Here is a 19670-nt window from a genome sequence, read left to right on the forward strand (position 1 = left end):
CCCAGGTCATGGGACTGCGCCTCGAACTGCTGCAACGGCTTCGCCGTGTGATGCCCCACGCCCCGCAGCCCCGAGGCCGCCTTGTGCATGGACGCCGCTTCCTTCTTCAGGTCCGACATGCCGCCCACCCCCGTACTTCACTCTGTGCACATGCCAACCCAAGACACTATGGAGAGCGGTTATACAGAAGGTATGGGCAGTCCCAACGGACGGCAAAGATCGGCAAGCGCGCCCGGGCTGCAGTCGCAGCACTCCATGCCTCTGAGACCGCGGCGCGCAGGGCGGTCTCCCACAGCGGCCGCGCGGACGCTCGTCTCGGCCTGTGGGGTAGCGTGATCCCCCGGTGAGCGGCCATCGGGGCCGCGTGGTACCGCCGAGCAGAGACCGTTCCACATGCCGGCGGCTTCAGCACCATACTCCGACGCCTGTCGCGAACGGCCAGCTCAGAGGCCCCTTTCCCAGGCAAAGCCGCAGGTGGCGGCAGGCGAGTCGGGCTGTACGCCGGGGAGAGTCATCGCAGCGCTCCGACCTGCACAAACATGCCGGGCGATCACTCCCACGGCTACTTTGACGGCTACCTAAGCGCGGGTGCGCCCCCTCGTTGAAAGTCGCGCACTCTGTCGTGAGGACAGGGCAGGACGCAGCACGGTTCAGGGGCTACAGGAATCAGCCCTCGGCAGGGGACGCGGACCACAACGCCTACTGCCGACCGGCAACCGGCCGCCGCCGTTCCCAAAGCGGTCCGGACCGGGGGCTTCATCACCATCGAGGTTCAGACAGTCTGCCTGATGCGCTCGAAGTTGTCCGAGTCCATCGCCAGCCGCCAGGTCGGCCAGCGGTGTGGCTGGTGTGACACGGACGTCCTCCCAGCGGCTCACGGTGGACGCGGCCACCGTGAGCGCTTCGGCGAATTCCTCCTGAGAGTAAGCCTGTATGGCCGCCGCTCGGCAAAACGCCTACGCCTCACCGCCATTGGTCTCCCCTCACGAAGAGCACCTTCCCAGCTCGCAACACCCGATGCCCTGGAAACGCCTGGGCCATGGGCCTGGTCCGCTTTGGAAGAAGGTTGACGGTAACGGATCGTCGTTCGCTGGTCACACACCATTCGGAGATTGAAGAACCCTCGGGCGGCTGCCCCGAGGCAGCGGGCCACGCCGTGTCCCGTCCGAACTGCGACCCGCTGCTGGCCCGTCCGAGAGGAGCGACCGCGTGACAACCTCCGAACTGCCCTAAAGGAACCCTGGCGCCAGCAGCCGTACGTACACGCCGCCGGAGCCCCAGCCGGGTGCGCCAAGTCGCGCCTTGCGGATACGGGCGGTCAGTGGCTGGGAAATGTTCACGCGCCGCAGCGGGACACGGCAGGAGACAAGACGTGAACCCGGTCCTAGCAGCGATGCCCACGCTCTCGTGCGGTGCGGGTAAGACGCCCAGAGGCGTGGGGCGCGGAGATCCGCAAAGACGCGGTCGGTACGCAGCGAGCTGTCGGCCGGATCGGCTAGCTTGATGGGGAACCTCTTCGACAGCTCCAGATCAACGGACCCGATTGAAGGAAAGACGTGCAGACGACGCCGCTCAGCCCCGAAGACCCGGCGCAGATCGGAGGCTTCGAGCTGTTGGGCCGGATCGGGCAGGGTGGCATGGGCCAGGTGTACCTGGGCGAGTCGCCCGGTGGCGAGCCCGCCGCGGTGAAGGTCATCAAGCCGTCGGTGGTCGACTCGACCGCCCGGCTGCGCTTCGCGCAGGAGATCGAGATCCTTAAGACGGTCTGGGGCGCGCGGATCGCACAGCTACTCGACGCGGACGCCGACGCGGAGCAGCCGTGGCTGGCCACCGAGTACGTGGAGGGACCGGACCTCGGCAAGCACGTGATGTCGCACGGCCCGCTGCCCGCACTCCTCGTCCTGTCACTTGGCGCGACCCTCGCCGAGGGCCTGGGCTATGTACACAAGCAGGGTCTGCTGCACCGCGACCTGAAGCCCGCGAACATTTTGCTCGGACCGAACGGTCCCAAGATCATTGACTTCGGTCTCGCCGTCTTCGCCGAGTCGAGCGCCTCCCTCACCGCCGCCAACACCGTCGTGGGCACCCCGTCCTGCATGCCTCCCGAGCAGGCCAACGGTGTGAAGCCGCTGACGAGCGCCGTCGATGTGTACGCACTCGGGGCGGTGCTGCTGTTCGCCGCGACGGGCCACCTGCCTTACCACGCGCGCAACATCCACGTGCTCTTCCACATGGTGACCGATCCAGCCACCGCCCCCGATCTGACCGGGGTACCGCCCGAGCTGGTCCCCCTGCTGACGGCCATGCTGGCCCATCAAGCCCAAGACAGGCCCACGGTCACCGAAGTCGTCCAGCAGTGCCGCGCCCTCGTCGAGGCGCAAGGGCTGAAGCTCGCCCAGGCACGTCGGCGGCTCACCACCTACACCGTCGCGCCGCCCCAGGATTTCCCGACGCTGCTACCGGCACCGGTGTCGCAAGGCTCTGCGCCCGTCCCTCCCGCTCTGCCGGCTCAGACTGACGCGCCGCTCCCGGACGAGGCACCTTCCGCGCCCCCGGTCGCGCAGGAGTCCACCTCAGACGGCCACCCCACCATGTTCCTCGCGCCGCCGCACCAGGCCCGGCAAGAGGAACCGCCTGTCCAGTCGGATCCAGCGACCCCGGCACCGCAGACCGCGCAGGACGAGCAGGACAAACACAAAGCACAGGATGGGCCAAGGCAGGCTCGTCCCAGTGGCCGGTCCCCGGCCCGTTCCCTGCGCCACTCCGCACAGGCCCGACGAACAGCCCAGCAGCTGCGCGAGGCGTATGCGGCACGGGCAGCCTTCTGACCCTCGCCGCGCAGTACTCGGGCCGGACCGCGCCGCTGCGCACCTCTCCGGGCTCTCCCCGCGGCATCTACCCGTCATGAGCCATTGACCTGCGCGTCTGTCCCGGTGAGGGTGGTTCACACGCTTTGCCGCCCATACGGCACAGTGGAGCGGTACAACAGCGTGAGCGGTACGTCGTTCCGAGTCGGCGGCGACCGCGACAAAAGCACAGCATGACGGACACGGGAGGCAGCGGGTGACCGCCCAGCAGAGCAGCACCGCACCGGTGGGTTCCGGGGAGGACCAGTTTCCGGCAGGCGCGCAGGTCTTCGTGCGCGACGAGGTGTGGCTCGTGCGGAACTCCGTGCGCACCGAGCACGACGGCGCGAAGGTCGACGTCGTGGGCGTGTCCGACTTCGTACGGGACCAGGAGGCCGCGTTCTTCACCGGCCTGGACACGATCGAGCTGATCGACCCCCGTCGTACGAAGCTGGTCCGGGACGAGTCGTCGAACTTCCGCCGCTCCCGTCTCTTCCTGGAGGCGGTGCTGCGCAAGACCGCGCTGCCGCAGTCCGAGCGCCGGCTGGCCCTCGCCGACTCGTTCCTCCTCGACTCCCTCCCCTACCAGCGCCGCCCCGCCGAGCTGGCCCTGTCGGGCCGCAACCTGCGCCCTCGGCTGCTGATCGCCGACGTGGTTGGTCTGGGCAAGACCTTGGAGATCGGTCTGACGCTGGCCGAGCTGATCCGGCGGGGGCGCGGGGAACGGATCCTGGTGGTCACGCCGCAGCACGTTCTGGAGCAGTTCCAGCACGAACTGTGGACCCGGTTCGCGATCCCTCTCGTACGGCTGGACTCGGTCGGCATCGAGCGGATCCAGCGGGAGATCCCGGCGGGCCGGAACCCGTTCACTTACTTCAAGCGGGTCATCGTCTCGATCGACACCCTCAAGAACACCGACCAGTACAAGCATCACCTGGAACGGATCAACTGGGACGCGGTCGTCATCGACGAGTCGCACAACCTGATCAACCGCGGCTCCCTGCGCAACCAGCTCGCGCAGATCCTCGCCCCGCGCACGGACGCATTGATCCTGGCCTCGGCGACCCCACACAACGGTGACGCGAAGTCGTTCGCCGAGCTGATCGGCCTGCTCGACCCGGCGGCGATCCGCGATCCGGAGCACTACCGCGCCGAGGACATCGAGCACCTCTTCATCCGCCGTACGAAGATCAGCCCCGAGGTCAGGGAGCAGATGAAGGGCCAGTGGGCGGACCGCGGCCCCTCCCAGTCCGTTCGGTGTGCGGCCACGCCCGCCGAGGAGAAGATCTTCGAGGAGCTGGCAGCGGTCTGGCTGCCCGGCGAGAACGGCACCTCGGTGAGCGGCGTGCCCCTCTTCCCGTACACGCTGCTGAAGTCGTTCCTCTCCTCGCACGCCGCTCTCAAGGCGACGGTGACCGCGCGCGTCAAGACGCTGGAGAAGAAGAACGAGCCGACGGCGACGCGTGCCGAACTCGGCGCGCTGCGCACGCTCCAGGAACTGGTGGAGCCACTGACGGAGGCCGACTCGGCGAAGTTCGCGGCGCTGGTCGAGCAGCTGAAGGCGATCGGCATCGGCCCGAAGTCGGACGCACGCGTCGTGGTCTTCTCCGAGCGGGTGCAGACCCTGGAGTGGCTGCGCACGGTGCTTCCGGCCGCGCTCGGTTTCCGGGGCCGGGAGGCCGAGGAATCGACACGGGTGATGCACGGTGGCCTGTCGGACGAGCAGCAGATGCAGTGCGTGGAGGACTTCGGGCTGGCGGACGCGCACGTGCGCATCCTGCTGACCGGCGACGTGGCGTCCGAGGGCGTCAACCTGCACCGCCAGTGCCACCAGCTGATCCACTACGACGTCCCTTGGTCGCTGATCCGCATCGAGCAGCGCAACGGCCGTATCGACCGTTACGGGCAGGCTCACCAGCCGCAGTTCCGCGCCCTGATCCTCACCAGTGAGGTGGAGGGTGCGAAGGACGACACGGTGGTGGCGGAACGTCTGCTGGACCGGGAGGACCAGGCACACCGTGCGCTGGGCACGGCCGAGGCGGTGACGGGCCTGTACCGGGCGGAGGCCGAGGAGAAGTCCCTCATCCAGGATCTGCTGCGCGGCCGTACGGTGGACGAGTCGCTGGACGCGCACCAGGCGGAGGCCGAGGCGGACACGGCCATGGACGACTTCCTCGCGGACTTCTTCGGTTCGGTGGGCGACGCCGAACCGGGCACGGAGGACGCCGAACCGCAGGACACCGAAGCAAGGGGTGCCGGCGCGTCTGCACCGGGCAACGCGGCGGTGCCACGGCTGTTCACGTCGACCGCCGAGTTCCTGGACGAGGCGCTGAGCGAGGTGTTCCCCGACGCGACCACGAGCCTGGACCTGCACCGGGACACCGAGTCGGGCCTGCTCTCGTTCCGCCCGCCCACCGACCTGGTGCACCGCCTCAAGGCACTCCCGCTGGACTACGTACGCGAACAGCGCCTGCGGGAGCGGCTGCTGGTGACCTTCAACCGCCGGCTCGCCGAGCACTCGCTGAAGCGGGCCCGCGAGTCGTCCACGTCCAGCTGGCCGGAGATCTCCCTGCTCACGGATCTGCATCCGGTGGTGGAGTGGCTGACGGACAAGGTGCTGGTACGCCTGGGCCGCCAGGAGGCCCTGATCATCACGGCGGACGTGCCGGAGCCGACGTACCTCGTCCAGGGCGTCTACTCCAACGCGCTGGGCCGCCCGACCGTCGTCAAATGGATGGGCGTGACGCGCGGCGGCACGGTCGAGGACGACATGGTGGGCCTGCTGCGCCGCTCCGGAGTCGGTCCGACCATGGCCAACCCGATGCGCCACAGCGAACCGGCGACCGTGCTGGAGGCCGGCATCCCCGACGCGCTGGCCGCCGCCGAACGGTTCCTCGACCGGCACCGGGACGCCTGGGACGAGCCGCTGCGCAAGCCGATCGACGACTACAAGGCCCGCCTGGGCGACTGGGAGCAGCCCACCCTCGCCGGGGAGCGGACGAAGAGGTCGCTCGCCTCGCTCGCGGACTCGCTGCTGACCACCGGCCGCCCGCTGCTGCGGGTCCTCGCCGTCCTGGTCCCCGACCCGGAAGCGCCCGCCCGGCCACCGTCGGCGCCCTGAGCCGACGGCCCATCGGCCCGGGCCCGCCAGACCTCCCGACCTGTGATTCCCTGAGAAGAGACCGGACATGACGTACGACTCCCTGGTCAACCGAGGAGACTACTTCTCGGCGCACTACCTCGCCGAAGTGCTGCCCAAGGACCTCAAGTCGGGCCTGCTGGCCACCTGGAAGCAGCGCGAGGACGAGGCGAGGGCGGACGCCGAGCGGGCGGCGCAGGCGGGTGCCTCCGGAACTTCCGAAGCTCCCCCGGCCGAACCGGACGCCGACGCTCTGCCGGTCACCCCTCGCGCGGGCCTGCGTGACCTGCGCCGCCGCTACTTCCGCGCCCGTTCCTCCTTCGCCCTCCCCGAGGAAGAGGACGGCACGGCCGCCGCCCAGGACACCGAGGACGACTCGGCGACGTACGACTCCCCCGCCTGGTGCGAGCGGGTCCGCGCCCTGAACGCCGACGTGCTGCGCGCTCTCGGCTACGACGCCAAGCCGCGCACGATGACGGTCACGCGCGCCGACCAGCCGTACAAGGTGCGGGTGGCCCATGCCGAGAAGGGCCTGGTCGCGGTCGACTGCGGCTGGGCCGCCGAACCGGACGCCGCTCTCGACCCGGAGGGCCCCGGACGCCTCCTGGAACCGGTACCGCTGGACGGCCGCAACACCGTACCGACGGGTTCGAAGCTCGCCTCGTTCCTCTTCGCCTGCGAGGACGCCCCGCGTTACGTCCTCCTGCTGGTCGGCGGGGTCGTCGTCCTCGCGGACCGCATGGTGTGGGGCGAGGGCCGCTACCTCGCGGTCTCCCTGGATGCCGCCCTGCAACGCAACGACACCAAGGCGGGCGGCGAACTCGACACCATCGCCGCCCTGTTCGGCGCAGACTCGCTGCGCACGCCGGAGGAAGGCGGCGAGAACCCCCTCGCGGAACTCGTCGGCAAGTCCACCAAGCACGCGGTGGGTGTCTCCAGCGAGCTGCGCGACGGTCTGCGGCTGAGCGTCGAGCTGATCGCGGGCGAGGTCCTGGCCCGGTTGCGCGACCAGGAGGTACGCCCCGAGGACATCGGTGAACTGCCCGACCTCGGCAAGCAGTTGACCCGCGAGTCGCTCCGCTACCTCTACCGCATCCTGTTCCTGCTCTACGCGGAGGCCCGCCCCGAGCTGGGCATCCTGCCCGCCGACTACCCCGAGTACCAGCAGGGCTACGGCCTCGGCCGCCTCGGCGAGCTGATCGCCGAACGGGATCTCGTCGACGAGAAGTCCCGGCAGGGCACGTACCTGTACGAGTCCCTGGACCTGCTCTTCCGCAAGGTGCAGGAGGGCTACCGTTCGCGCCGGACGCACGGCCCCTCTGCCTCGGAGACAGACGGCGTCGACGAGGTGGACGTCAAGACCAGCGAGGACGTGGGCCTGCGCTTCGAGCCGCTTCACTCCAAGCTGTTCGAACCGGACTCGATCCGCCTGATCGGCCTGGGCGCGATCCCGCACCCGCACGACGACGCCGATGAGGACGAGGACGACACCGACGGCAGCGGCAGCTGTACTCGCGTCCTGGACACCCGGCTGCGCAACGCCACCCTCTACAAGGTGCTGCGCCTGCTGATGATCACGCGCGGCAAGAAGGGCGAACGCGGCGGCTTCATCTCGTACGCCCAGCTCGGCATCAACCAGCTCGGGGCTGTGTACGAGGGCCTGATGTCGTACAGCGGTTTCATCGCCGCCGATGACGAGGATCTGTACGAGGTCGCGAAGGGCGGTGACCCGAAGGACGGTTCCTGGTTGATCCCGAAGTCGAAGATCGACGACTATCCGCGCGACGTGTTCGTGTACCGCCGCGACGAGGAGACCGGAGAGGATGTCCGCGTCACCTACTCCCCCGGCTCGTTCGTCTACCGCCTCTCCGGCCGCGACCGTCAGACCTCCGCCTCGTACTACACGCCGGAGTCCCTCACCAAGGTCACGGTCCAGTTGGCCCTCCAGCACCGCCTGGATCAGGACGGTACGACGACCGAGGCGCGTGAGCTGCTCGACTGGAAGATCTGCGAGCCGGCGCTCGGCTCGGGCGCGTTCCTCAACGAGGCCATCAACCAGGTCGCGGCGGAGTACCTGCGCCGCCGCCAGGAGGAGCTGGGCACACCGATCGACACGGAGAAGTACGCGGTCGAGCTCCAGAAGGCCAAGGCGTACGTCGCCCTGCACAACTCCTACGGCGTGGACCTGAACGAGACCGCCGTGGAGCTGGCGGAGGTGTCCCTGTGGCTCAACACCATGCACCCCGGCATGGAAGCCCCGTGGTTCGGCCTTCACCTGCGGCGCGGCAACTCGCTCATCGGCGGCCGGCGTGAGGTGTACCCGGCGGAGAAGCTGAAGAAGGCGGCCTGGCTGGGCACAACGCCGGAACGCTTCCCGCTGGCAGAGGCCGCGAACGGCCTCCCGGAGACGGTGACCGAGCGCACGACCCGGAGTGGGTCGGTGCAGCGGGTGACCGAGAACGCCGTCCACCACTTCCTCCTCCCCGCGAAGGAGTGGGGTGCTGTCGCGGCCGAGAAGGAGGCGAAGGCGCTGGCCCCGGAGGCGGCGCGAACGCTGGGCAACTGGCGCAAGATGATCACGCGGACGCCCACCGCCAAGCAGGCCGAGCGGCTTCAGGCGGCAGCCCGGCGGGTGGAGTTCCTGTGGGACCTGGTCGTACGACGCCTGGAGATCTCCGAGCGGGACATCTCGCGCCGGATCGACGTCTGGGGCGCGGAGGACGGCTGGCTACGGTCACCGGAGGTGGCGGTTCAGCGGGACAAGGTCGTCGCCGACCTGACGGCACCGGACACCCCGTACTGGCGGCTTAAGACGCTGATGGACGCGTGGTGTGCGTTGTGGTTCTGGCCTGTGCAGGAGGCTGGGCTGCTGGACGGTACGGATGGGGTGTACGCGCGGGGAGCTGAGGAACTTCCTTCGGGTGCTGTGGCGGAGGGGCTGCGGACGGCGGACGACTCCGGCGTACTGATGTCCTGGGAGACGACCGACCTGTTCGGTGAGGTAACGGGTGCCGGTGAGCTGACGGCGGCCTCGGTGGAGCGCCGGCGGACCGGGCGCCGCAAGGAGGCCATCGGGGGTGCGCGCAAGCGGGCGGTGGTTCCGCTGGCGGGACTGGACGACTGGCTGGAGTTCACCGAGTCGCTGATTGGTACGGAGGATGTGCCGGCTGACTCGCTGGTGGCGGAGTTCGGGTCGCTGGCGGAGCTGGAGCCTTATGAGGATGCGCTGCCGGACCTTATGGGGATGGAGCATTTTCAGCAGCTGGAGCTGCGGTTTCCTTGGGCGGGGGTTGCGGGCGATGTGGCTAAGGCGCAGGGGTTTTTCCACTGGGAGTTGGACTTTGCGCAGGTGTTCGCCAAGGGCGGGTATGACGTGCAGGTGGGGAATCCGCCTTGGGTGAGGCCGCGCTGGCAGGAAGACTTGGTTCTAGCGGAGTTGGATCCATGGTTTGCTCTGACCATTAAACCAGGAATTCAAGATTGGCGTCTCCGAAAAGAGGAAGAGCTACACGAGAGCTCTTCAAGTGCTTCACGCTACTTCTTGAGCGAGTTGGCTGCAAATGTAGGCACCGTAACATTCCTGAGCGGAACAACTACCTACCCTCTCCTCAACGGAACTCAGCCCGACTTGTACAGAGCTTTCATGTGTGAGGTTTGGAAGAACTTGACGCCAGAGGGCACCGCTGGCCTAATTCACCCTGACACGCATTTCGCCGGGGTCAAAGAAGGTGCTCTGCGCGTAGCAACCTACCGACACCTTCGCACCCACGCCCACTTTCATAATCGGACCGGAGTATTTCCCGAGATCCACGCAAACACAGAGTTCAGCATCAACATTTACGGAGCGCGGAAACCTATTAAATTTACCCACCTCAGCTGGCTGTTCAGTCCCGAAACGCTCACGGGCTCCCTGAAACATGACGGCCTTGGGCCACTCCCAGGCATCAAACAGAACGGAAAATGGGAAGTACGCCCCCACAAGGACCGGCTAGTACAAGTCGACTCATCTCGCTTGGCCGAATGGAATCGCTTGTCGGGCGACTCCACCATCAACAGCAGTGAAACACCCCTCCTGTACCCCGTGACAGAGAGTGAACAAGAGGCCATCTCGGCCCTTTCTGCCCAAAATCTCCACCTTGGAGACAGGGTCACCTACTTCAGTCGAGCCTACGACGAGGCCGAAGCTCGACGAGACGGACTAATCAGACAAGCGACAGGCACACCCGGCTCCCTGAACGAAGTTCTCCTCCAGGGACCCCACATCGGAGTCTCATGCCCGTTCTTCAAACAGCCCAACGAGCCATGCCTAACCAACCGTGACTGGTCACTAAATGACTTGACCCGCATTCCAGAGTCCCTGATCCCGCGAACAAATTTCCAACGCGCAAGCGACTGGGAAACTTACCGTGCCGCACAGACCACATGGCGCGATAGAAAGTATACCGATTTCTATCGACTGACTTGGCGGCGAATGATTCCGTTCGATACCGAACGCAGCCTTTATGCAGCAGTCCTCCCCCCAGGCCCAGCACACCAAAGAACTCTGGAATCTCTTGCAGGCGCCACAAATGGAGAATCGGTACTTTCAGCTGGATTCTGGTCTGCAATTCCTATTGATTACCTGCTCCGAATTACCGGGAGATCCGACGTACGGGCCAGCGAGGCACGCAAGATGCCAGCTCCAGACCCCAATCATCCCCTCGCCCACCCTCTACTTCTCCGGACCCTCCGTCTGAACTCACTAACCACCGCGTACGCCCCCCTATGGGAGGAGCTATACCACTCTACGTGGCCCAGCTACGAAAGCTGGGCCTACGACGGCTGGCTACACCTCGGGCCTCTTGCCGGACACCTTAAACCCACTTGGGTCTACGACACCCCGCTCCGGACCGAGTATGAACGTCGCGCGGCCCTGGTCGAATTGGACGCCCTCGTATCTGTTTGGCTCGGGATCAAAGTCAGCCAACTCGTCGCGATCTACAAGTCGCGCTATCCGATTTTGTCGGACTACGAGGCCGAGATGTACTTTGACGTCAAGGGCCGGAAGATCGCGCGCAATCACAACACCTATGGGTACGGTCAGACCAAAGAGACCTACCCGGCTCTCCTCGCGCACCTCGAATCCCCTGATACCGTCCCACCCCCCGAAGGATACGATCCCCCCTTCTATAGGGCGAACCGTGAGGCTGAGATGCGAGGTGCGCACGCGTACTTCCAGGCGCGGTTGGATGCCGAGATTGCCGCAGGGCGGTGGACCCCGCCCGAGCTAGCGGACGGTGGGCGTGAGGTGCCGGTGGATGGCTAACCGTCAGCGGCACGTGCCGACGCCAGGCCTGCCCTACCGCATCCCGCCCCACGCCTCCGGATAGGTTCCGTCCATGCCAGGACAGTTGCTCGAACTACACGTGGAGAACTTTCGCAGTCTGCGGGACGTCACTATCCCCTTAGGCCCTCTGACGGTTCTCGTCGGTGCGAACGGTGTCGGCAAGTCGAACGTCCTCAAGGTCTTCGACCTGCTCGCCGACGTCATCCGTACGGACCTCGAACCCGCCCTCGAAACTAGGGGCGGGTTCGACGAGATCGCGTTCTGGGGCGGACCCAAGCCGCCGACGACCCTCCGCATTCGACTCAAGGCGACCTGGACCACCCACTCCAGCCCCAACGCCCCCGATGAATACGACCTCAAGGTCCGGCGCTACTCGGCCCCCAGCAACAAGGACAACGGCCGCTACCGCCTCACCCGCAGCGAAAGCTTCCAGTTCAAACGGACGAGGGGGCGCGGGCGCCGTATCACCGTGTCGGGCGAGCGTGCCACGGTCGTCGACACTCGGCCGAGCACCGAGCTTGAGGGCAGCAGCGAGTTCGGCATCCGGCGGCTCAGCAGCGGCCTGTCCACGCTGCCACGGCTGGCTAGTACGGAAGGCGGTTCCGAGGTGTCGCTGGTGGCGGACCAACTCTCCTCGTTCCGCGTCTTCGACGTGAATGTAGACGCCGCACGTCTGCCGACCCGCCTCGACCTCCGTCGCAACGACTTGTCGTCCAGCGCAGACAACCTGGCATCCTTCCTGTTCCTGCTCAGCGAGAACACCACCCTCTGGGAACGGCTTGTCGACGACGCCCGCTCGGTGCTGCCGCAACTGGCTGACATCGAATTCGCCTCGGTCGGAGGTCGGGCCGACCAGGTGTCGATCAACCTGGTGGAACGCGGCCTGCGTCGGGCCACCCCTCTCGCCGACGCCTCATACGGAACCGTCCGGCTCCTTGGCCTCCTGGCCCTGCTCTACGACCCCTCGCCCCCAGCTCTCACCTGCATCGAGGAGATCGACCACGGTCTTCATCCCCAGGCACTGCAACTGATCGTCAATCGCCTGCGCGAAGCCAGCGCCCTCACTCAGTTCATCGTCGCAACGCACTCTCCCGCGCTCACCGACCGGCTTCAGCCCGAAGAGATCGTCATCTGCGAGCGCGACGGCGAGGGCGCCTCCCTTATTCCCGCGATCAATACGGACGAGGTGCGCGCGATCGTCGAGGAGAGCGGAGACCTGCCGCTGGGTGAACTGTGGTTCTCCGGCGTGCTCGGAGGCGACCTCACCGGGGACGAGCTGTAGTGGCCAGGAACAGAAGAGACGGCGCAGCCTCCGGTCAGCAAGGTCGTGGCGTTATCGTGCTCGCCGGCGAGGACTCCAATGACTGTCGGATCGTCGCCGAGATCATCAAGCAGCACCATCCCGACCTCAGCGGGGCCCGGCTCGTCGAGATCAGCGACAAGACCCGTCTGAAGACGGCCTCCGGGCCCGAACTCGCTTCCCGCCTACGCACAATCATCGGCAAGGCGAAGGGTCGCGCGCTCCGCGCAAAGGGCCCGCTGGTCGGCCTGGTGATCCATGAGGACCTGGACGGCTACGCGGACGCCGAGTACACCCGTATCCGCGCCAACGTCGCCGGAGCACTCTCCCGCGAGAGTCCATGCAACTCCGCGCTGGCGCTGGCCGCTTGGGAGTCAGAGGCCTGGCTCTTACTCTTCCCAGACGCCTTCCCCGCCGTCCACTCCAACTGGAAGGTGCCCGCGCAGTTCCAGGGCCGCGACACCGGAAACCTCAAGAGCCCAAAGGAAGAGCTGAAGCACAGACTCGGCTCCCCTGCCTTCCGGGAGAGCGACGGACCCAAGGTGGCCGAGTCGGCCAGGTCGCTAGGTCTCCTGGCCTCGGGTCCGACTGGAACCAACCGCTCGTACAGGGACTTCGTTCACGAACTCGGTCAGTGGTCCGCATCCGCTGTCCCAAGTCCCCGCCGCAGATGAATCCTTCCCATCCGTGTCCTGAGGCTCCGAGCGAAACCCCAGGGCACGTACACACGAGAGCAACTCAGCCGGTCTCTTCGACGGCATACCCGACGAACGCAGCCCAGGTATCGGCGTCAACGGCAAGGCCGGGACGAGCGGTGTCCTTGGAGTCCCGCACATGAACGGTGTGGGCGTCGGTAGCCACCTCGACGCAATCGCCGCCCTCGCCACTGCTGTAGGTGCTCTTCACCCAACTCAGTTCCGTCGCGACCCTCATAGTTCTCCCAGCAACCCCTCAACGAAGGCCATCGACTCTCGCGGAGTGAGAGCCTGAGCCCGGATGATCCCATACTGCGCCTCAAGCTCCCGAACGGGCGTCCGCTCGGTGTAGAGGTAACTGCTCTTCTGTACCTCTGCGTACGCGATGCGTTGTCCCGCCTTGGTCTCAATCAGGGTGAAGGGCCCCGCGAGTCCTGCGTGATCCTCCCGCTGCAGTGGCATGACTTGGATCTCGACGTTACGGTTCTGTCCGGTGAGCAGGATCTGCTCCAGTTGCCCGCGATGGACTCCAGCCCCGCCGATCGGACGACGCAGCACGGCCTCCTCGATGACGAAACTCATGAGGGGCGCGGGCCATCGCGAGAAGATCTCCTGCCTTAGCATCCGAGCAGCCACCCGCTGTTCGATCGTCTCCTCGTTGAGGAGTGGGCGTCTCATCGCGAAAACTGCTCGTGCGTACTCCTCCGTCTGCAAAAGCCCTTTGACCACGTGTGTGTCATAAGCGTGCAGCTCAACCGCCTCCGCCTCCAACCGAGCCGCATCCCGAAAGAACGCCGGGAACTGCGCTCGCGCAACCTCCTCCTTCAGCTCCTGCAAGACCCCGCCCGCGTCCAACAGTTCGTCAGCCACATCGATGAACCGAAGCGGCGGCACCCGCCTCCCCTGTTCGAACGCCGCGATCGTGGATGCCGAGTACCCGGTCCGCGACCCGAACTCTGCCCGCTCCAGACCCGCCCGCAGCCGGAACCGTTTCAGCTGCCGCCCGAACACCCGCAGGATGCCCGAGCCCGGCTCCGCCGGACCCGCCGGCTCCGGCTCGCTGTCCGAAGCGGCGGCCCCGTCAGGCTCCCTCACCAGTTCAGTCACCCTCCTGGTCACCTCCAGTGCTCTCCGGGAAAGCCCGGTCACGTCATGTCACTCCCACGGGACTCACGCTAGAAAGCACCAGTTCACAGCACCGGAGAAACCCGAAAGTTCACCGGATCAAGTTCAAGCCGCTGGATAGGCCGCCTCGGTCCGGCCCTCTCGGCAGTCCCGGCAGCGGGCGTGCGGGTCGTGTGTACGGAACGCGCGATCGCAGCCGTCGCAAGTGGCCATCGGTGCGGGCCGTGACGGGGGTGTCGCCGTCCCTCTACCCCGAAGAGGCGCTGTCGGCAGCGGTGGCGGTAGGAGAGCGGTCAGGCGGTATTCGAGGAGCCGGGCCGGGTGATGGATCGGGACGGCCTCGGACGGCAGGCTGGCCGTGAGGGTGCGCCTGATCTGGTCAGGTGTGGCCGAACGGGCGAGCCACGTCTCGACGGCGGGCACGAGCCGCTGAACGTCCCGCACGGACAGCAGCAGCCGCGAGTCCACGAGGCGCAGGCGGGCCAGAAGCTCGGCCGCAGGACCGGTGAGTCCCGTACCGGCCTCAAGGCCAACAGCTTGCGTAGGCACGGGCGTTGACGACGACGAAGCGGACCGCAGGGCATCCGCAGACTCCGGCACCGTAGCCGGTACGTCGTCGGCAGGGACCGGCACGGCCAAAGGCTCCGGCGGCTCACCTCCAGCCCCTTGGACAGACGCGTCGACCGCCCCGCGCCCCCTCACCGAGCCCCGTACAGCCCCCGGACAGTCCAGGAAGAACGTGCGCGTGGCGATGCGGCCACCGCCGAGCGGCACCCGGCGGCGGACCAGATACCCGGCCTCCTCCAACTCCCTCAACGCCTTGCCGATCGTCACCTCTCCCTCCGAAAAGCGCAGGCTCAGAGCCTTGATGGTCACCGAGGCGCCGTCAGGCAGGGACTGGATGTGCACACCGATGCCGATGGCGGCGGCCGAGAGGCGAGGGTGTTGGGCGAGGTGGTTGCCGACGACGGTGTACCGCTCGGTGTGGCGGTGCCGTACGTGGAGGACTCCGGCGCGGGGTGCGTCCGGTGGGAGTTGCGGAGGCGCGGGCAACGAGTGCTCGGGCGACGGGTACGCGGGCACGGCCGCGTTAGACTGCGGGTCAGCCATTGGGGAAGCTCGACTCTTCCTGAGTGGTCAGGCCCTCGTTGGGATTGCCGTCCTGCCGGGGGCCGTTCTCTGTCTGTGGTTGTGTGCCGCGACCGTACCTCACCCACCCGACCACCTGACGCTTCCGTCACTCGAACGAGTGGCACCCCAACTCGCGTACCGGCAGGGTGGGTTTGGTTGGGTTGGTTGTTTCCCAAAGGCTTTGAAGAACATCGCGCACCACCGGGTCGCGGGACTCCGCGTCCCGGCGCCGACGTGCGCAGTCGTCATCCGGGGCCGGCCGCGGCACACACACCGCGTACAGGCAATCCAACCCCGCTCACACAGTGCCGCCGTAAGCGCGTCGGGCCTGTGCGTGATGACTCACGTACGAACCCGGCCGTCAGCGATCCCAGTCGTCAGAGGAACGCAGCGCCTTCGTCCGCCTCGTATCCCCAACAGAGACCAGGCATGCCGCCATGCGCGCAGGTACAGGTGCCCGTCTCCTCGGCCTCGACGCTCTCCTCGGCTTTCCCTGCCTTCTCGGGCTCTGCGGAGACTGGGTCCACCTGATCCGCCTGATGCGAGGGCGCGTCCCGGCGCGGGTTGAGACAGACAGCCACCAATGTGGCGTCGCCGATACGGCTGTTGCTCAGCCGCTCAGGCACACCGTCCCGCTGTTCGACGGCCCGAGCTTGCAGGGGCCGATCCGAGGTGCGGTAGAAGGCTATGTCGGATCCGCGGTCGAGCCATTGGCCGAAAAGGTCATCGGTCCCCGGCGAACCGAGGCCACTCGCCTCAGCTGTGCGAAACAGTTCCCGAGCGGCGGTGAGGTCGATGACCGGCAGGCCCGCGCGGCGGGGCTCTGTCTCGGAGGGAACGGACATGATGGGGCAGCCTCCCGGAGTCGAAGGACCCCGGTAGCGCACGTGCCGCACCCCGGTGATCTGCGGTTACCCACGCACCACGTGCGTGGATCGGTCGTGTCCCGGGGCATCCACAATGGACCGGACGCCGTCCAGCGAGCCGGGGCTTGGCGCTGGAACTCATGATCGAGCGGAAAAGTAACATCCGTCGCGGGCCCTCGCAATGTGCTCCAAAACCCTTGCTTCACGACCGGATTCGTGGCAACTTGCCGTTCGGCCAGCCCGGCCGAGCACCGCCGGGGGTAGCCATCGGTCGGTTGTCTCCCACACCGTGTGAGTAGCCTTCCAAAGCAACACCGCGCTCCCATGACCCCATGGGAGCAGGCATCGATCTCCCTGCCCGACGTGTAAGGGGGTCCTTCGTTCCGCAGGAGGCCCTTGTGCACGCCGTAGACGCACCCGAAGACGCACCCGACACGCCCCAGAACTGGGAGCTCTACCGTCTCGCAGTCGTGGACATCCACTTCCACGACCGGACCGTACGGGTCGAACCGCGTTCGCCAGGCACGGCCGAGGGGGCCTTCCCGGAACCGGCCGGGGACGCCACCCTTCATGTGATCACGGCCTGGAATCCGCGTGGCCGTACCGCCTCCGCCGAGTACAGCACCCGTGCTCACGGCTTGTTGCTCGACGAGCTCGACCGGCAGCGACTCACCTGGTGGCCCGCGACGGGAGGCGACGCGTGCGGTACGCACGTCGAGGAGAGTGTCGCCGTCGTCGGCTTGAGCGACGGCGCGGCGCGTGAACTGGGCCGACGCTTCGGCCAGGACGCGATCTTCAGCTGGACTCCCGACGCATGGCGGGTGTCCGCGTGCGACAGCAACACCGTCGCCATGAGTGGATGGGCGGCGTTCCCGAGGAGTGATCGGAGGGCATGGCGTCCCCCGGCTGACGGGACTCAGGACGGCCGCTGACCCCGCACGAGCGCCGACGTACGGCAGGAGCGATGACGATGGGCATGTACCCCATGCGGACCCCGGACCACTGTCCCCACTGCGGCAGGACCCTCACCGGCCCGCCGGCCGAGCGGGTCAGAGCCCACGACTTCCCGGCGGAGGTGACGTACGAGACCGACCCTCTGTGCGGTGCGCGCTGGCACGTGTGGGACAAGACGTCTCCACTGCGCCGCCTGGCCCGCTCCTTCGTGGACAGCGCGGACTGACCTCGCGATACTCCGCGGACGACGCGAACGGCAACGCCGTCCGCGGCAGGGATGAAGCCCCGCTACGTCCGGTGGACACAGGACCGCCGGAACTCGGCCGGTGACGCCGAAACGCCCATCGCCCATCGCCCATCGCCCATCGCCCATCGCCCATCGCCCATCGCCCAAGGTCACGATACGTACGAAGCCATATGGATTGTCAGACCCCATGGATAACCTGTCGACGTGTACGACATGACGGACCCGGTGACCGCGCGTCAGGCAGCCAAGGCCGCTGAGCAGGAGCGCCTCGCCCGTGCGCGCGAACGCCGTGACAGCCAGGGGCCCTCAGGGGTGAGCGGTTTCGTCCAGCGCAAGTGGCGCTGGCTCGGTGTCGGGGGTGGCGAAGCCGTCGAGGCCGTACTCGCCATGCTCACCGAGGCGGTGGCCGCCGCCGGGGTGCCCGAGGCCGAGCGGGCGGTTCTCGCGCAAGCCCTCGAAGGGGATCCGGACCGCGAGAACCTGATGCCCGCCGTGCATGCCGGGCTCAGCGCGCTGCCGCCGGAGTCGGTCCTCGGACATCTGCGGAGCCTCTGGGCCGGCGGTGTGCGCTGGCTCAACGAGGCGGGCCTGGAGCGGTGCAGGGTGCTGTGTTCGACGGCGCCCAGCCTGGACCTGGTCAGCAAGCGTTCCCACGCGGTCTCGGGCGGCCCCGCCTTCAGCCTCTTCGCGACCGCTGCCACACGCGGCGCGATACCCGTGCCGAACCGGTTTCTCGACGAACTCCTCGCCTGGGCACCCCTGTCCGTCCTCGACGATCTGATCGACCACGGTGGCCTCATGCCCGAGGACACACCCTGGACGAGACGGGATGAGCAGGAAGCGCTCTATCTGCGCGCGCGTCTCACCCCCACCAGGGTCACCGACGAGCAGGCCGAGCGCCTCGCCTGGCAGACGTATCTGCGCCGCCAGTCCTTCCTCCTCGGGGAGACCCTCGTCCGGCAGGAACCGGACGACGTGTGGGACCTGCTGTACGACGTCGTCATGGACGCCGATGTGTCGGCCATGGACGCGCTCGACGCGGTTCTGCCCCGGCCCCAGCAGATCGAGTTCCGCGATCTCAAGTCGGGTGCCCTGTCCGGGCAATGGCCGCTGAGTATGACCGAGGACCGTGGGCTCTGGCGGCTGATGGCCACCCTGTGGCGTCCGAGGGACCTGGTCGACGCCGGCCGGAGTCCGTTCTACGCTCTCGTCGCCCTGAACCGCGCCTACGACCTCGTGAAATCGGGTGACCTGGATGCGGCTGCCCAGCAGGCCCACTCCCTCACCCGCGGCAGTGTGAACAACCGCAAGGTTCCCGCCGATCTGGTGCAGGAGGCGCACGCCATCGCGGCGTACGTGGTGGTGGGACAGAGCGAGCGAACCGATTCGCCCACGGGACGGGACAGGCTGCTGGACTCCGCCGAGGAGCACGCCGACAAGGCCGCCGCGCAGGGAGGGGCCATCGCAGAACGCAACCTCCGGCTTCTTCGTGCCTGGAGGGGGACGAGAAGGAACGACCGCGGTCCGTTCAGCAATCCGTTCCTCGAAATCGGCCTGGACCACGGTGCCGATGGCTGGGAGGAGCGCTGCCGGGAGATCTTCCGGCAACGCGAGGGCGACGCCCGGGCCCAGTCGGAGCTGAACATGGCCGAAGAGCGCATCCGTGGCGCAATGCGCGGTGAGGCGGGCTGGGACGTCTTCTACCAGCTGCGACTCGACCGGTCGCGGTACGCCCTGCCTTCTCAGGTGCCGCAGCACCTGGTGCCTCCCGTCGAGGCCCTGCCCCGCCGGACTCCGGTCACGAGCGGCGGCGAGCTGGAGGCCATCCGTGGCCGTGCCGCCGTCGAGCTCCTCGACGACTTCCGGACCACCGCCCCGCGCCTCGATCGGCACAGTTCCACACAGTGAACCCGTCGACGTCGTCCACTGCCGCACCGTCCGAAACGAACGAAGCAGAGCAGGCCTGATGCCTCCCAAGAAGAAGATTCCCAAGGGGAAGCGAGCGCACCGCCCGTGTCCCACGTGCGGCCAGACGCCACCC

General features: G+C 67.3%; 11 protein-coding genes and 1 riboswitch. Of the genes, 8 read left to right on the top strand and 3 right to left on the bottom strand.

Features of this window, described 5'->3' with window-relative positions:
• The first annotated feature begins 1556 nt into the window (after positions 1-1556).
• The 5 genes from ABZ642_RS22260 (at position 1557) to ABZ642_RS22280 (ending at position 13285) form a co-directional block, all read left to right on the top strand.
• Positions 1557-2828, top strand: a complete 1272-nt coding sequence (locus tag ABZ642_RS22260; protein ID WP_360486658.1) for a protein kinase — start codon at positions 1557-1559, stop codon at positions 2826-2828.
• A gap of 235 nt (positions 2829-3063) precedes the next feature.
• Positions 3064-5967 carry a DEAD/DEAH box helicase gene (locus tag ABZ642_RS22265; protein ID WP_360486661.1) on the top strand — a complete coding sequence of 968 codons (2904 nt, stop codon included), beginning with the start codon at positions 3064-3066 and terminating at the stop codon, positions 5965-5967.
• 67 nt (positions 5968-6034) lie between these two features.
• Positions 6035-11290, top strand: coding sequence for a class I SAM-dependent DNA methyltransferase (locus tag ABZ642_RS22270; RefSeq protein WP_360486664.1), 5256 nt, complete (start codon positions 6035-6037; stop codon positions 11288-11290).
• A gap of 73 nt (positions 11291-11363) precedes the next feature.
• Positions 11364-12593 (top strand): AAA family ATPase, encoded by a 1230-nt coding sequence (locus tag ABZ642_RS22275; RefSeq protein ID WP_360486667.1) that lies wholly within the window; start codon positions 11364-11366, stop codon positions 12591-12593.
• A 56-nt stretch (positions 12594-12649) separates the two neighbouring features.
• Positions 12650-13285, top strand: a complete 636-nt coding sequence (locus ABZ642_RS22280) for a hypothetical protein (RefSeq protein WP_360486670.1) — start codon at positions 12650-12652, stop codon at positions 13283-13285.
• Between the two features lie 64 nt (positions 13286-13349).
• On the opposite strand, the gene ABZ642_RS22285 is transcribed toward ABZ642_RS22280, so the two are convergent.
• From ABZ642_RS22285 to ABZ642_RS22295, 3 genes are all read right to left on the bottom strand, one after another.
• The gene (locus ABZ642_RS22285) at positions 13350-13517 is read right to left on the bottom strand and encodes a DUF397 domain-containing protein (RefSeq protein ID WP_360486672.1); all 168 of its coding nucleotides are present in this window, start codon (positions 13515-13517) and stop codon (positions 13350-13352) included.
• Between the two features lie 23 nt (positions 13518-13540).
• On the bottom strand, positions 13541-14326 hold the full coding sequence (locus tag ABZ642_RS22290; RefSeq protein ID WP_360487310.1) for a helix-turn-helix transcriptional regulator: 786 nt from the start codon (positions 14324-14326) through the stop codon (positions 13541-13543).
• Positions 14327-15939: 1613 nt separating this feature from the next.
• Positions 15940-16407: a hypothetical protein gene (locus ABZ642_RS22295; protein ID WP_360486675.1), complete on the bottom strand. Its 468-nt coding sequence runs from the start codon at positions 16405-16407 to the stop codon at positions 15940-15942.
• A gap of 57 nt (positions 16408-16464) precedes the next feature.
• A riboswitch (SAM riboswitch) is annotated at positions 16465-16574 on the bottom strand.
• A gap of 252 nt (positions 16575-16826) precedes the next feature.
• On the opposite strand from ABZ642_RS22295, the gene ABZ642_RS22300 reads away from it, so the two are divergent.
• From ABZ642_RS22300 to ABZ642_RS22310, 3 genes are all read left to right on the top strand, one after another.
• Positions 16827-17360 (top strand): DUF3293 domain-containing protein, encoded by a 534-nt coding sequence (locus ABZ642_RS22300; RefSeq protein WP_360486677.1) that lies wholly within the window; start codon positions 16827-16829, stop codon positions 17358-17360.
• 38 nt (positions 17361-17398) lie between these two features.
• A complete protein-coding gene (locus tag ABZ642_RS22305) occupies positions 17399-17608 on the top strand; it encodes a hypothetical protein (RefSeq protein WP_360486679.1) in 210 nt (69 codons plus the stop codon).
• Positions 17609-17842: 234 nt separating this feature from the next.
• Positions 17843-19537 (top strand): hypothetical protein, encoded by a 1695-nt coding sequence (locus ABZ642_RS22310; protein WP_360487312.1) that lies wholly within the window; start codon positions 17843-17845, stop codon positions 19535-19537.
• The last annotated feature ends 133 nt before the right edge of the window (positions 19538-19670 follow it).

The sequence above is a fragment of the Streptomyces sp. NPDC007157 genome (genome assembly GCF_040634235.1).
Taxonomy (GTDB): domain Bacteria; phylum Actinomycetota; class Actinomycetes; order Streptomycetales; family Streptomycetaceae; genus Streptomyces.